Genomic DNA, 13,312 nt, shown 5'->3' with positions numbered 1-13,312 from the left:
ATAGGCTCGCCGTCATGGCACGGATTGTGGTGATAGGCGCGGGACTCGGCGCCATGGCGGCGGCGGCCCGGCTGGCCGTGGCGGGCCACCGGGTGACGGTGTACGAGCGGACGGGGACGTACGGCGGGGCGGTCGGCCGCTACGAGCGGGACGGGTTCGCGTTCGACACGGGGCCGGGGCTGCTGCATCTGCCCGCCGTCTACCGGGACCTGTTCGTGAAGACGGGCAAGGAGCCCCTGGAGGAGTGCGTCACCCTGACGCAGGTCGATCCGGCGAGCCGTCATGTCTTCGCCGACGGCACCCGGGTGGACCTGCCGAACGCCTCCCGCGCCGGTACGGTCGCCGCCCTGGACGCGGCGCTCGGCGCGGGCGCGGGCGAGCGCTGGGGCGACTTCCTGGTACGGGCCCGGGAGGCCTGGGACGCCACCCGCCGCCCCCTCCTGGAGGAACCGAGGCCGAAGGACCCCGGGCCGCCGCCGCCCGACCCGTACCCGGCCCTGAGGGCGGGTCCGCTGCGCCGTCCGACGACGACGCTCGCCCGGATCGGGAAGCGGGAACTGCGCGATCCGCGGCTCGCGGCCCTGCTCGACGGCTACGCGTGGAGCTACGGCTTCGATCCGGCCACCGCCCCGGCGTCCGCCGCCGTCCTGCCGTACATGGAGCAGACCTTCGGCAGCTGGTACGTGGCCGGGGGGCTGCGGGCCCTCGCGGACGCGGTGTACGAGCGGTGCCGGAAGCGGCGGGTGGAGTTCGTCTTCGACGCGCCCGTGACGGACGTCCTGGAGGAGGACGGCCGGGCGGTCGGCGTCCGGCTGGCCGACGGCACGACGGCGGAGGCCGACCACGTCGTCTCGGGGGCTCCGGTGCCGTCGCTCTACCGCGACCACGTCGTCGGCTGGGACGACGGCGACGAGGTTCCGCACCACCAGGCCAACGGCACGGGCCGGGTGACGGTCTGTCTGGCGCTGCGCGGGCCCCGGGAGGCGGGGGCGGCGCACCGCACGGTCGTGCACGCGGCGGACGGGCTGCCGACGGTGACGGTGCTGCGGCCGGACGACCCGGCGCTGCGGCCGGACGCGGAGCACGAGCCGGTGACGGTCACGGCGACCGTCCGGCTGCTTCCCGGGCGGGACTGGGAGGCGTTCGCCGACGAGGTGGCCGGGGCGGCCGGGCGGGCGGTGCCGGGGCTCGCGGAGCGGCTGCTGTGGCGGCACGTGCGCACCCCGGAGGACGTGCGGCGGGACACCGGTGCGGCGGAGGTGCCGGGTCCGGCGCTCGCGGGGGCCCGGGGGCTGCTGATGCCCGCGGACAACCGTTCCCCGCTGCCGGGCCTCTGGTTCGCGGGCGGCTGGTCGCACCCGGGCGGCGGGCTGGCCCACGCGGGCATGTCCGGAGCGCTGGTGGCCGGGCTGATCGTGGAGGGCGCGGACTTCCGCGGCTCGCAGTGAGACGGCCGGGGGCCTGAGGCCGGGGGCCTGGGGCCGGTGGGTCCCCGGCCCCAGGTCCCGGTCTCCGGCGTCGGCCCCCGGTCCCTGTCTCCGGTCCCGGTCTCCGGCCCGTGCTCAGTACCGGTACTGCTGCTGGTCGTCCGGGTGCGGCTCGTGGCCGTACCCCTGGGGGGTCTGCGGCTGGGGCGGCTGGTCGGTGTCGCGCTGCTGCGGGACCCAGACGCCGCCGGGCGGGGTGTCGTAGGTGTACGAGGGGGCGTACGGGTCGCCGTAGTAGCCGCCGTACTGCTGGGTGTCCGCGCCCTGACCGATGTACGGGTCGGAGTAGGCCGCGTACTGCTGCTGTCCGGTGGTGTCGTAGCCGTAGGCGGGCTGCCGCTGGTCGTGGCCGGGCTGCTGCTCGTAGCCCGGCAGGTAGGGGTCGTGGCCCGGTGTCCCGTACCCGGTGGGGTGTCCGGTGTCCTGGGCGGACGTGCCGGGGGCGGCCGCCCGGTCGTGGCCGTAGACCCCGTACTGGCCGGTCTCGTCGGGCAGCGGCAGGGGCTCGTAGACGGCGGTCGTCTCGGCGGCGGCCGGTTCGGGGGCGCCGTCGGGGCCGTCGTAGGGGGTGGCCACGGCGTCGTAGGCGACCTCGGTGACCTCCAGGGTCGGGCCGCCGCGCGAGGCACCGCCCGCCCTGCGGCGGCGGCTCGCGCCGGGGCTGCCGCCGATGGCCCAGCCGGTGGAGAAGCCCCGGCGGAAGGAGAGCGTCACATACGTCTGGCCGACCGCGAAGGCGACGGCTCCGGCGACGATGACCGGCATCGAGGGCAGCAGTACCCCGAGGACCACGCCGAGGAAGCCGCAGAAGGCGAGCACGCGCCAGCGGAGCCGCGCCTTGTACTGGAGGAGCACCTCCCCCAGCAGCCACAGTGCGACCGCTCCGAACGCGATGTAGAGGACCGTCCACCCCATGCCCCGCCGCCCCTCTCCACGGTCACCGCCGCGGTTCGGGGCGGGTACGACCGGTCACGACTGCTGGTGCAGTCCGAGATTCTCGTAGATCTCGAGCGTCGCGGTGGAGCTGTTCAGCGTGATGAAGTGCAGTCCGGGGACGCCCTCGGAGAGCAGCCGCGCGCAGAACTCCGTCGCGAACTCGATACCGATGGAGCGTACAGCGGCGGGATCGTCCTTGACGGCGAGGATCCGCTCTTTCACGTCCGGAGGGAAGAGCGCGTTGCTCAACTGGGGCAGCCGGTCGAGGGTCTTCACGTTCACCACGGGCATGACCTCGGGGATGACCGGGGTCTCGCAGCCCGCCTTGGCGACGCGGTCGCGCAGCCGCAGGTAGTTCTCCGGGTCGAAGAACATCTGGGTGATCGCGTAGTCCGCGCCCGCGCGGCACTTGGCCACGAAGTGCCGGATGTCGGTGTCCCAGTCGGTGGACCTGGGGTGCATCTCGGGGAAGGCGGCGACGCCGACGCAGAAGTCTCCCGACTCCTTGATCAGCCGCACGAGGTCGGCCGCGTAGCGGACGCCCTCGGGGTGCTCGACCCACTCGCCCAGCGGGTCGCCCGGCGGGTCGCCGCGGACGGCGAGCATGTTCCGGATGCCCGCGTCGGCGTACTGGCCGAGGATGTTGCGCAGCTCGGCGACCGAGTGGTCGACGGCGGTGAGGTGCGCGACCGGGGTCAGCGTGGTGTCGGAGGCGATCTTCTGGGTGGCCTTGACGGTGCCGCCGCGGGTGGAGCCCCCGGCGCCGTAGGTCACGGAGACGAAGCTGGGTCCGACCGCCTCGACGCGCCGCATCGCGTTCCAGAGGACCTGCTCGCCCTTCTCGGTCCGGGGCGCGTAGAACTCGAAGGAGTACGACGTGCCGCCGGAGGCGAGGATGTCCCGGACCGTGCGGGCACGGTCCGAGCGGACGGAAGCGGTACCAAGGGCCATAACGGCAGGTTAGACGGGGCACGGGGAGCCGCGTACCGGGCGTCCGGTGGATGGACATGTTTTCGGACAGACGGACGGATCGGGGCGTGTCCGGACTCGGGCCCGATGTCCGCCCGGGGGCGGGGAAGGGGGGCCAGGGGCGGGGACCCGGGTGCCTAGCCCTGCGGGGCGCGCTCCCGGACCCGTCCGGCGAGGGCGGCGGTCGCGGCGGCGGGGTCGTCCGCCTCGGTGATCGCGCGGACGACGACGATCCGGCGGGCGCCCGCGTCCAGGACCTCGTCGAGGGTGGTCCCGTCGATGCCGCCGATGGCGAACCAGGGCCGGTCCTGGGCGAGCTCCGCCGCGTACCGCACGAGGCCGAGGCCCGGCGCGTACCGCCCCGGCTTGGTGGGGGTGGGCCAGCAGGGGCCGGTGCAGAAGTAGTCGACGCCCGGTTCGGCGACGGCGGCGGCGACCTCGTCCTCGGCGTGGCAGGAGCGGCCGATCAGGACCCGGTCGCCGAGGATCGCGCGGGCGGCGGGCACGGGCAGGTCGCCCTGGCCCAGGTGGAGCACGTCGGAGCCGATGGCGTGGGCGACGTCGGCCCGGTCGTTCACCGCGAGGAGCTTGCCGTGGCGGCGGACCGCGTCGGCGAACACGGCGAGGTGCTCCAGCTCCTCGGCCGCCTCCATGCCCTTGTCGCGGAGCTGGACGACGTCGACGCCGGAGGAGAGCACCGCGTCGAGGAAGGCGGGCAGGTCGCCCTGGCGCTTCCGGGCGTCGGTGCACAGGTAGAGCCGGGCGTCGGCGAGCTGCTCACGAGGCGTGGGCACGGTTGGGTTCCCCCCGTCGGTGGCGCGGGGCGCGGCGGCCGGTCCCGGGCGGGGCCGGACGCCGCGACACGCGCGGATGGTGTCTTCGGTGCCGGGTCAGAGGGCGAGCGCCTGGGCGCGGCGCTTCACCTCCGTGCCGCGATTCTCGCCGAGCGCCTGCGCGGGCGTGCCCGGCAGGCTCTCGTCCGGGGTGAAGAGCCACTCCAGCATCTCCTCGTCGCTGAAACCGTCGTCGCGCAGCAGCGTGAGGGTGCCCACGAGGCCCTTGACGATCTGGTCCTCCTGGAGGAAGGCGGCGGGAATCTGCAGGGCGTTGTTCTGTCCCCGGCGGACGGCGATGAGCTGGCCTTCCTTGATCAGCTGTCGCACGCGGGTCACGTCGATGTCGAGCATCTCCGCGATGTCGGGCACGTAGAGCCAGGCGGGGACGAGCGCATCGATCTTTACGTCAATCTGGGTCACGGGGACAAGCCTGCCATCCCGGACCGACAGCCGGTAGTCGGGCCCTACCGGGCGGCGGTCTTCAGGGGGACGGAGGGGTCCGCCGCGCGGACCGGGTCGACCGGGGTGCCGGCCTCGATGAGCCTGCGGCCCTGGGCCAGGTCGCGGGGGCGGCCGACGGCCAGCAGGGCGACGGGGACCCCGGCGCGCAGCCAGAGCACGGACCAGGCGTCGTCGGCGGCGGGGTCGCCGCGCCGGACGAGGGCGTCGGCGTGGGCGTGGTGGCCCGCGTACTGGACGAAGCGGCCGAACTGCTCGGACCAGAAGTACGGGACGGGGTCGTACGGCGCCCGGTCGGTCCCGGTGATCGCCGAAGCGACGGCGCGCGGGCCCTGGAGGGCGTTGTCCCAGTGGTGGACGAGGAGCCGTTCGCCGTAGCGGGCGGAGGGGAAGGAGGCGCAGTCGCCGACGGCGTACACATCGGGCAGGGAGGTGCGCAGCCGGTCGTCGGCGGTGACGGCGCCGCTCGGATCGAGGGCGATGCCGGAGCCGGTGAGCCAGTCGGTGGCGGGGCGGGCTCCGATGCCGACGACGACGGCTTCGGCGGGGAGCTCGCGGCCGTCGGCGAGGACGACCCGGCCGGGTGCGACGGTGGCCACGCGCGCGTGGGTGAGGAGTTCGGCGCCGCTCGCCCCGTACCACTCGGCCATGGGGGCGGCGATCTCGGCGGGCAGGACCCCGGCGAGGGGGAGGTCCGCGGCTTCGACGACGGTGACGGGACATCCGGCCGCGCGGGCGGCGGTGGCGAACTCGGCGCCGATCCAGCCCGCGCCGACGACCACGACGGCGCTGCGGCGGGCCAGGACGGGTCCGAGGCGGACGGCGTCGTCGAGGGTGCGGAGCAGATGGACCCCGGGGACGCCCTCGGTGCCGGGCAGGGTGAGGGGGCGGGCACCGGTGGCGAGGACGAGGACGTCGTAGCCGACGGGCCCCTCCTCGGTGTCGATCTCGTGGGCGTCGGCGCGCAGTCCGGTGACGTCCAGGCCGAGGCGGAGGGTGACGCCGAGGTCGTCGAAGGCGATGTCGAAGGCGGAGTCCTCGGCCTTGCCGAGGAGGACGGCCTTGGAGAGCGGGGGCCGGTCGTAGGGCTGGTGGGGTTCGCCGCCGATGAGGGTGACGGGGCCGGTGAAGCCCTGTTCGCGCAGGGCGACGGCGGTCTGGACGCCCGCCATCCCGGCGCCGACGATCACGACGTGCTGCTGGTCCCGCTTCTGCTCGCTCACCCGGCCCACCCTACGCACCTGACGGATCGTCAGGAAGTCGGGGTGGGGCGGGTCCTGCGGCCGCCCGGCGGCGCGGGCTAGTCTGACGGGCGTAAAGCACTCGCGGGAGCCCGGACGCACCGGGCTGAGAGGGAGGCTGGGACGGCCTCCGACCGTACGAACCTGATCCGGGTCATGCCGGCGAAGGGAGGGGCTGGACGCCCATGCGTTCTTCCGATGTCCTCGTGGTCGGGGGCGGCATCATCGGCCTGGTCACGGCCTGGCGGGCCGCGCGGCGCGGACTGCGCGCCGCCGTCGTCGACCCGGACCCCGGCGGCGGAGCGGCCCGGGTCGCCGCCGGGATGCTCGCCGCCGTCACCGAACTCCACTACGGCGAGGAGACCCTCCTCGGGCTCAACCTCGCCTCCGCGGCCCGCTACCCCGCCTTCGTCGCCGAACTGGAGGAGGCCACCGGCCACGACGTCGGCCACCGCGCCTGCGGCACCCTCGCCGTCGCCCTCGACGCCGACGACCGGTCCCATCTGCGCGAACTGCACGCCCTCCAGACCCGCTGCGGGCTCGCCTCCGAATGGCTCAGCGGGCGCGAGTGCCGCCGTCTCGAACCGATGCTCGCGCCCGGGGTGCGCGGCGGACTGCGGGTGGACGGCGACCACCAGGTCGACCCGCGCAGGCTCGCCGCCGCCCTCCTCGTCGCCTGCGAACGCGCCGGAGTGGCCTTCCACCGCACCCTCGCCCACGGTCTGACGGTCACCGCCGACCGGGCGCGCGGCGCCGTGCTCGCCGACGGCGGACACCTCGCCGCAGGCCAGGTCGTGCTCGCGGCGGGCAGTCTGAGCGGACGCCTCGCGGGCGTGCCCGAGGAGGTCCTCCCGCCGGTGCGCCCGGTCAAGGGCCAGGTCCTGCGCTTGCGGATACCGGCCGCGTACGCCCCGTTCCTGTCCCGGACGGTCCGTGCCGTCGTCCGCGGCAGCCATGTCTACCTGGTGCCCCGCACCAACGGCGAGCTGGTCGTCGGCGCCACCAGCGAGGAACTCGGCTGGGACACCACGGTGACCGCGGGCGGGGTGTACGAGCTGCTGCGCGACGCCCACGAACTGGTCCCCGGCATCACCGAGCTGCCGCTCACCGAGACCCTGGCGGGGCTCCGCCCCGGCTCCCCCGACAACGCGCCCCTGCTCGGCCCCACCGCGCTGCCCGGCCTGCACCTGGCCACCGGCCACCACCGCAACGGGGTGCTGCTGACCCCCGTGACCGGCGACGTGATGGCCGAGGTCCTCACCACCGGCGTCCTCCCCGAGGAGGCGCGCCCCTTCTCCCCCCGCCGCTTCTCCCCCGCCCCTCCCGTACGCCAGGAGCAGCCCGCATGATCGTGTCCGTGAACGGGGAGGCGCGCGAGCTGCCCGGCCCGCTCTCCCTCGACGCCCTCGTCGCCACCCTGACCACGGCCCGCTCCGGGGTCGCCGCCGCCCTCAACGAGACGGTCGTGCCGCGCGGCCAGTGGGCCACGACCCCGCTCGGCGAGGGCGACCGGGTGGAGGTCCTCACCGCGGTCCAGGGGGGCTGAGCGCGATGTCCGACGACGTGTTCGTCCTCGGGGGCGCGGAGTTCTCCTCCCGGCTGGTCATGGGCACCGGCGGGGCCCCCAGCCTCGACGTCCTGGAACGCTCGCTGACCGCCTCGGGCACCGAGCTGACCACCGTCGCCATGCGACGGCTCGACCCGACCGTGCGGGGCTCGGTCCTCTCCGTCCTGGAGCGGCTCGGCATCCGGGTGCTGCCCAACACGGCGGGCTGTTTCACCGCGGGCGAGGCGGTCCTGACCGCCCGGCTCGCCCGGGAGGCGCTGGGCACCGACTGGGTCAAGCTGGAGGTCGTCGCCGACGAGCGGACCCTGCTGCCGGACGGCGAGGAGCTCCTCGACGCGGCCGAGACCCTCGTCGACGACGGGTTCACCGTGCTCCCCTACACCAACGACGACCCGGTCCTCGCCCGGAAGCTGGAGGACGTGGGCTGTGCGGCGATCATGCCGCTGGGCTCCCCCATCGGCTCCGGACTCGGCATCCGCAACCCGCACAACTTCGAGCTGATCGTGGAGCGGGCCGGGGTGCCGGTGATCCTCGACGCGGGCGCGGGCACCGCCTCGGACGCGACGCTCGCGATGGAGCTGGGGTGCGCGGCGGTGATGCTGGCCTCGGCGGTGACCCGGGCGCGGGAGCCGGTCCTGATGGCCTCGGCGATGCGGCACGCGGTCGAGGCGGGCCGGCTGGCCCGCCGGGCGGGCCGCATCCCGCGCCGCCACTTCGCGGAGGCGTCCTCCCCGGTGACCGGCCGGGCGGACCTGGACCCGGAGCGCCCGGCCTTCTGAGCGCCCCGGCGGGACGCTCGTCACAGCTGTGCCCCGGTGCCCGTCGGCCGGGCGGGTGCCGGGCCCGCGGCTCGTAGACTCGACGCCGTGGACACGACCCTTCAGGACCCCCTCGTCGGGCGGCTGCTCGACGGCCGCTACCGCGTCGACGCGCGCATCGCCGTCGGCGGGATGGCCACGGTCTACCGGGCCGTCGACACCCGCCTCGACCGCGTCCTCGCGCTCAAGGTGATGCACCCGGCCCTCGCGGTCGACGCCGAGTTCGTCGGGCGGTTCATCCGGGAGGCGAAGTCCGTCGCCCGGCTCTCCCACCCGAACGTGGTCGGCGTCTTCGACCAGGGCGCCGAGGGCGCGTACGTCTACCTGGCGATGGAGTACGTCGAGGGCTGCACCCTGCGGGACGTGCTGCGCGAGCGCGGGGCCCTGGCGCCCCGGGCCGCCCTGGACATCCTGGAGCCGGTCCTCGCCGCGCTCGGCGCCGCGCACCGGGCCGGGTTCGTGCACCGGGACATGAAGCCCGAGAACGTCCTGATAGGGGACGACGGGCGGGTCAAGGTCGCCGACTTCGGCCTGGTCAGGGCGGTGGGCTCGGCGACCGCCACCACCGGCTCGGTCCTCGGCACGGTCTCCTACCTGGCGCCGGAGCAGATCGAGCACGGCACCGCCGACACCCGTGCCGACGTGTACGCCTGCGGTGTCGTCCTGTACGAGATGCTGACCGGCGGCAAACCGCACACGGGCGACACCCCCGCCCAGGTCCTCTACCAGCACCTGCACACCGACGTGCCCGCGCCCTCCCGGACCGTCCCCGGGCTCGCCCCCGGACTGGACGGACTGACCGCCGCCGCGACCGCCCGCGACCCGGAGGCCCGCCCGTACGACGCCGTCGCCCTGCTCGCCCTGGCGCGGGAGGCCCGCGCCAGGCTGACCGACGAGCAGCTGGACGCGGAGCCGCCGCGCTCCCGGCCCGGGGACCGCGGCGCCTCCGAGGACCGGACCAGTGTGATCGCCCGCGCCGTGGAGGACCCGGCCGACGAGCGGCCGGTGGCGCGCACCGGCCGGATGCCCGCCCCGGAGCCGCCGCCCGCGAGCGCCCGCCGCCGTCCCCCGAACGGCCCGCTGCTCCTGGTCGTCGGGGTCCTGCTCGCCCTCGGTCTGGGCGTGGGCGTCTGGTACATCAACTCCGGCCAGTTCACCCGTGTCCCCGCCGTCCTCGGCCAGACCGAGACGGCCGCGACCGAGCGGATCACGGGCGCGGGCCTGGAGGTCGGCTCGACCGACCGCGCCTTCAGCGACGTGTACGAGCGCGGCACCGTCATGGCCGTCGACCCGGCCCCCGGCGAACGCCTGCGGAGCAACGGCAGGGTCGCCCTCACCCTGTCCAGGGGCCCGCGGATCGTGAAGGTGCCCCGGCTGCGGGACCAGCCGCTCGCCGAGGCCAGGCGCGCCCTGGAGCGGGAGGGCCTGGCGGTCGGGGTGGTCACCCGCGCCTTCAGCGAGACCGTCGCCCAGGGCGCCGTGATCGGCTCCGACCCCGAGCCCGGCACCGAGCGGGCACCCGACTCGGCCGTCGCCCTGGTCGTCAGCAAGGGCGCGCCGATCGACGTGCCCGACGTCACGGGCGAGACCGTCGCCGACGCCACCGCCGGACTCCGGGAGGCCGGGCTCACCGTCCGGGTCGCCCCGGAGCGGATCCACTCCCCCGAGGACCCGGGCACGGTCGCCGCCCAGTCCCTCGCCGAGGGCAGCAGGGCCGCCGGGGGCGACACGATCGTCCTGACCCCCTCCAAGGGCCCCCGGTCCGTGGAGGTCCCGGACGTGACCGGCGAGACCACCGAGGACGCGCGGGCGGCCCTGGAGGACGCGGGCTTCGAGGTCGAGGTGAAGAAGACCTTCCCCTACCTCGGCGACACCGTCTCGGGACAGTCCGTCGAGGGCGGCTCGACCGCGCCCGAGGGCTCCACCGTCACTCTCACGATCAAGGGACTGTAGAAGTGCTGCGCAACCCCGTCGGCGGTCATGTCCCGGTGGCCGGTGGTCTCGCCACCGTCGGTCTCGGCCACGCCCGTGAGCTGGGCGCCGAGGCCGTGCAGGTCTTCGTCGCCAATCCGCGCGGCTGGGCCACCCCGCCCGGCAACCCGGCGCAGGACGAGCGGTTCAGGGCCGGGTGCGAGGAGGAGTCGCTCTCGGCCTGGGTGCACGCCCCCTATCTGATCAACTTCGGCTCCCACACCGAGGCGACCGCCGAGAAGTCGGTGGAGTCGATGCGGCACTCGCTGCGCCGCGGCCGGGAGATCGGCGCGCGGGGCGTGGTGGTGCACACCGGCTCGGCGACCGGGGGCCGCCCGCGCGCGGTGGCGCTCGCGCAGGTACGGGAGCTGCTGCTGCCGCTGCTCGACGAGCTGACGCACGAGGACGACCCGTATCTGCTGCTTGAGTCGACCGCGGGCCAGGGCTCCTCGCTCTGTTCGCGCGCGGAGGACTTCGGGCCGTACTTCGACGCGCTCGACCACCATCCGAAGCTCGGGATCTGTCTGGACACCTGCCATGTCTTCGCCGCCGGACACGACCTGACCGGCCCGCACGGGGCCGCGCGGACGCTGGACCAGCTGGTGGCGACCGTGGGCGAGGGGCGGCTGCGGCTGATCCACGCCAACGACTCGCAGGACGTGGTGGGCGCCCGGAAGGACCGGCACGCCAACATCGGCGCGGGTCACATCGGGCAGGACGGCTTCCGGAACCTCCTGCGGCACCCGGCGACCGACGGTGTGCCGCTGATCATCGAGACGCCCGGCGGGAAGGCGGGGCACCTGGCGGACGTGGAGCTCCTCAAGAAGCTCAGGGACTGACGTCCCGTCCCGTTGAGGAGTACCCCAGGGGGGCATACGGTTCATGACGGAGGCAGCAACCGCCACCCGAGCCCGGGGGTACCCGATGCAGCACGACGCGCACGCCGGTCACCACGACGGCCCCGACGCCCATGACGACCCCGAGAACCACACCGGCCATGCCGATCACACGGGTCACGCCAGTCACTCCCCACACAGCGGCAGCACCGGTCACGAGAACCACAGCGGTCATCACGCCCCCGGGAAGGTCTCCTGGGCCATGGCCGCCAGGGCCACGCTGCACTGCCTCACCGGCTGCGCCATCGGCGAGGTGCTCGGCATGATCATCGGGACCGCGCTCGGCTGGGGCAACGTCCCGACGATGGTGCTCGCGATCGTCCTGGCCTTCTTCTTCGGCTACGCGCTCACCCTGCGCGGCATCCTCGCCGCGGGGCTCGACTTCCGCACCGCGTTCAAGGTCGCGCTGGCCGCCGACACCCTGTCCATCGCGGTCATGGAGATCATCGACAACGGTGTCATCGCCCTCTGGCCCGGCGCGATGGACGCGCACCTCGACGAGCCGCTCTTCTGGATCGTGCTGGCCATCGCCCTCGCCGCCGCCTTCGTGATCACCACCCCGGTCAACAAGTGGATGATCGGCCGGGGCAAGGGCCACGCGGTGGTCCACCGGTACCACTGACCGGCCCGGTCCCGCCGCACGGCGGCCGGGAGCGCTGGGGCGTGTTTCGAAAGGAGCGCCGTCTGCCCGGAGGGCAGGCCTGGCGGCGTCCGGTGCGTGCGATCGCAAGGCGGAGGGTCGCCCCGATACCGGTTGTATCGGGGTGTCCCGACAACGCGGCGAGCGTGCGTGCCGGACGCCGCCAGGCAGGCGGGACTTTCGAAACACGGCCTACAGCTCCGGGCCGTCGCCCGCTTCCTCCTGGTACGAGTAGCGCTGCTCGGTCCACGGGTCGCCGAGGTTGTGGTAGCCGCGCTCCTCCCAGAAGCCCCGGCGGTCGGCGGCCATGTACTCCACGCCCCGGACCCATTTCGGGCCCTTCCAGGCGTACAGGTGCGGCACTATCAGGCGCAGCGGGAAGCCGTGCTCGGCGGTGAGCAGCTCGCCGTCCTTGTGGGTGGCGAAGATCGTGCGGTCGGAGGCGAAGTCGGAGAGCCGCATGTTGGCGCTGTAGCCGTACTCGGCCCAGACCATCACATGGGTGACCTGCGGCGCGGGCGGGGCGAGCGCCAGCAGCGTACGGGCCGGGACACCGCCCCATTCGGCGCCGATCATGCTGAACTTGGTGACGCAGTGGAGATCGGCCACGACCGAGGAGAACGGCAGGGCCGAGAACTCCTCGTGGTTCCAGCAGCGCTTGTCGCCGTCGGCGGTCGCGCCGAAGACGCGGAACTCCCAGCGGTCCGGCTTGAACTTCGGTACGGGCCCGTAGTGGGTGACCGGCCAGCCGCGCTGGATGCGCTGGCCGGGCGGAAGGTCCGGTGAACGATCCGGCTGACCCGCTTCCCGGTGTACTCCGCTCTCCGGCTGACCCATGTCTTCCATGGTGACAGACGGCGAGGGGTGGTCATGACCAGGCTAAGGCCCGGTGGGCACGATTCGGGTCAAGCCCCACTAAGCGTGCACTTACTGGACGCCCCCCATCCGGGGTGCGAGGATGCGGCCGTTCCGACCGGTGACGGCAGAGACACACAGCGTGGAAGGAGCCTCTGCGATGCAGGGCGACCCCGAGGTCCTCGAATTCCTCAACGAGCAGCTGACCGGCGAGCTCACGGCCATCAACCAGTACTGGCTGCACTACCGCATCCAGGACAACAAGGGGTGGACGAAGCTCGCCAAGTACACCCGTGAAGAGTCCATCGACGAGATGAAGCACGCGGACAAGCTGACCGAGCGCATCCTGATGCTCGACGGCCTGCCCAACTACCAGCGGCTCTTCCACGTACGGGTCGGCCAGACGATCACCGAGATGTTCCAGGCGGACCGCCAGGTCGAGGTGGAGGCGATCGACCGGCTGCGGCGCGGGATCGAGGTCATGCGGGCCAAGGGGGACGTGACGTCCGCCAACCTCTTCGAGGAGATCCTGGCCGACGAGGAGCACCACATCGACTACCTGGACACCCAGCTGGAGCTGATCGAGTCCCTGGGTGAGGCGCTCTACCTCTCGACGCTCATCGAGCAGCCGAGCTAG

General features: G+C 74.0%; 14 protein-coding genes and 1 riboswitch. Of the genes, 8 read left to right on the top strand and 6 right to left on the bottom strand.

Translation table 11 applies throughout. From position 1 onward, the window contains the following. Positions 1 to 14 precede the first annotated feature (14 nt). Positions 15 to 1,448 carry a phytoene desaturase family protein gene (locus tag ACIO92_RS07825; RefSeq protein ID WP_401235772.1) on the top strand — a complete coding sequence of 478 codons (1,434 nt, stop codon included), beginning with the start codon at positions 15 to 17 and terminating at the stop codon, positions 1,446 to 1,448. A gap of 114 nt (positions 1,449 to 1,562) precedes the next feature. On the opposite strand, the gene ACIO92_RS07820 is transcribed toward ACIO92_RS07825, so the two are convergent. From ACIO92_RS07820 to ACIO92_RS07800, 5 genes are all read right to left on the bottom strand, one after another. Beyond that, entirely contained in the window at positions 1,563 to 2,402 is an 840-nt protein-coding gene (locus ACIO92_RS07820) for a hypothetical protein (protein WP_366441596.1), read from the bottom strand. A gap of 54 nt (positions 2,403 to 2,456) precedes the next feature. Continuing rightward, entirely contained in the window at positions 2,457 to 3,374 is a 918-nt protein-coding gene (gene metF / locus ACIO92_RS07815; RefSeq protein WP_351779382.1) for a methylenetetrahydrofolate reductase [NAD(P)H], read from the bottom strand. 155 nt (positions 3,375 to 3,529) lie between these two features. Further along, entirely contained in the window at positions 3,530 to 4,186 is a 657-nt protein-coding gene (gene thiE / locus ACIO92_RS07810) for a thiamine phosphate synthase (RefSeq protein WP_402058192.1), read from the bottom strand. Between the two features lie 96 nt (positions 4,187 to 4,282). Then, entirely contained in the window at positions 4,283 to 4,648 is a 366-nt protein-coding gene (locus tag ACIO92_RS07805) for an Rv2175c family DNA-binding protein (RefSeq protein WP_366441594.1), read from the bottom strand. Positions 4,649 to 4,692: 44 nt separating this feature from the next. Next, positions 4,693 to 5,910, bottom strand: a complete 1,218-nt coding sequence (locus tag ACIO92_RS07800) for an NAD(P)/FAD-dependent oxidoreductase (RefSeq protein WP_402279420.1) — start codon at positions 5,908 to 5,910, stop codon at positions 4,693 to 4,695. 92 nt (positions 5,911 to 6,002) lie between these two features. Then, positions 6,003 to 6,116, top strand: a riboswitch (TPP riboswitch). Between ACIO92_RS07800 and thiO the strand changes: the two genes are divergently transcribed. The 6 genes from thiO to ACIO92_RS07770 all read left to right on the top strand — a co-directional run bounded on the left by thiO (position 6,114) and on the right by ACIO92_RS07770 (position 11,802). Next, the gene (thiO, locus tag ACIO92_RS07795; RefSeq protein WP_401235776.1) at positions 6,114 to 7,277 is read left to right on the top strand and encodes a glycine oxidase ThiO; all 1,164 of its coding nucleotides are present in this window, start codon (positions 6,114 to 6,116) and stop codon (positions 7,275 to 7,277) included. Its footprint overlaps the riboswitch before it by 3 nt. Continuing rightward, positions 7,274 to 7,474, top strand: coding sequence for a sulfur carrier protein ThiS (thiS, locus tag ACIO92_RS07790; RefSeq protein WP_351779396.1), 201 nt, complete (start codon positions 7,274 to 7,276; stop codon positions 7,472 to 7,474). Before thiO ends, thiS begins: the two co-directional genes overlap by 4 nt. Before the next feature lie 5 nt (positions 7,475 to 7,479). Next, positions 7,480 to 8,274, top strand: coding sequence for a thiazole synthase (locus ACIO92_RS07785; protein ID WP_366441591.1), 795 nt, complete (start codon positions 7,480 to 7,482; stop codon positions 8,272 to 8,274). A gap of 87 nt (positions 8,275 to 8,361) precedes the next feature. After that, positions 8,362 to 10,266 (top strand): Stk1 family PASTA domain-containing Ser/Thr kinase, encoded by a 1,905-nt coding sequence (gene pknB, locus ACIO92_RS07780; RefSeq protein WP_366441590.1) that lies wholly within the window; start codon positions 8,362 to 8,364, stop codon positions 10,264 to 10,266. Between the two features lie 5 nt (positions 10,267 to 10,271). Continuing rightward, the gene (locus ACIO92_RS07775; RefSeq protein ID WP_401235945.1) at positions 10,272 to 11,123 is read left to right on the top strand and encodes a deoxyribonuclease IV; all 852 of its coding nucleotides are present in this window, start codon (positions 10,272 to 10,274) and stop codon (positions 11,121 to 11,123) included. An 85-nt stretch (positions 11,124 to 11,208) separates the two neighbouring features. Further along, a complete protein-coding gene (locus ACIO92_RS07770; protein WP_366441589.1) occupies positions 11,209 to 11,802 on the top strand; it encodes a DUF4396 domain-containing protein in 594 nt (197 codons plus the stop codon). Positions 11,803 to 12,012: 210 nt separating this feature from the next. Here ACIO92_RS07770 and ACIO92_RS07765 read toward each other — a convergent pair whose 3' ends face one another. After that, the gene (locus ACIO92_RS07765) at positions 12,013 to 12,657 is read right to left on the bottom strand and encodes a sulfite oxidase-like oxidoreductase (protein ID WP_366441588.1); all 645 of its coding nucleotides are present in this window, start codon (positions 12,655 to 12,657) and stop codon (positions 12,013 to 12,015) included. Positions 12,658 to 12,835: 178 nt separating this feature from the next. Between ACIO92_RS07765 and bfr the strand changes: the two genes are divergently transcribed. After that, a complete protein-coding gene (gene bfr, locus ACIO92_RS07760) occupies positions 12,836 to 13,312 on the top strand; it encodes a bacterioferritin (protein ID WP_041128810.1) in 477 nt (158 codons plus the stop codon).

This window comes from Streptomyces sp. NPDC087215 (assembly GCF_044744885.1).
Lineage (GTDB): Bacteria > Actinomycetota > Actinomycetes > Streptomycetales > Streptomycetaceae > Streptomyces.
Note: the sequence above shows the minus strand (reverse complement) of the source record. Positions and strands in the feature narration are given on the sequence as shown.

Excerpts from the sequence above, each read along its gene's own strand:
- ACIO92_RS07785 (WP_366441591.1), top strand. The coding sequence starts at position 7,480 with ATGTCCGACGACGTGTTCGTCCTCGGGGGCGCGGAGTTCTCCTCCCGG.
- thiO (WP_401235776.1), top strand. The coding sequence starts at position 6,114 with ATGCGTTCTTCCGATGTCCTCGTGGTCGGGGGCGGCATCATCGGCCTG.
- ACIO92_RS07825 (WP_401235772.1), top strand. The coding sequence starts at position 15 with ATGGCACGGATTGTGGTGATAGGCGCGGGACTCGGCGCCATGGCGGCG.
- ACIO92_RS07770 (WP_366441589.1), top strand. The coding sequence starts at position 11,209 with ATGCAGCACGACGCGCACGCCGGTCACCACGACGGCCCCGACGCCCAT.
- thiS (WP_351779396.1), top strand. The coding sequence starts at position 7,274 with ATGATCGTGTCCGTGAACGGGGAGGCGCGCGAGCTGCCCGGCCCGCTC.
- ACIO92_RS07820 (WP_366441596.1), bottom strand. The coding sequence starts at position 2,402 with ATGGGGTGGACGGTCCTCTACATCGCGTTCGGAGCGGTCGCACTGTGG.
- metF (WP_351779382.1), bottom strand. The coding sequence starts at position 3,374 with ATGGCCCTTGGTACCGCTTCCGTCCGCTCGGACCGTGCCCGCACGGTC.
- ACIO92_RS07765 (WP_366441588.1), bottom strand. The coding sequence starts at position 12,657 with ATGGGTCAGCCGGAGAGCGGAGTACACCGGGAAGCGGGTCAGCCGGAT.
- bfr (WP_041128810.1), top strand. The coding sequence starts at position 12,836 with ATGCAGGGCGACCCCGAGGTCCTCGAATTCCTCAACGAGCAGCTGACC.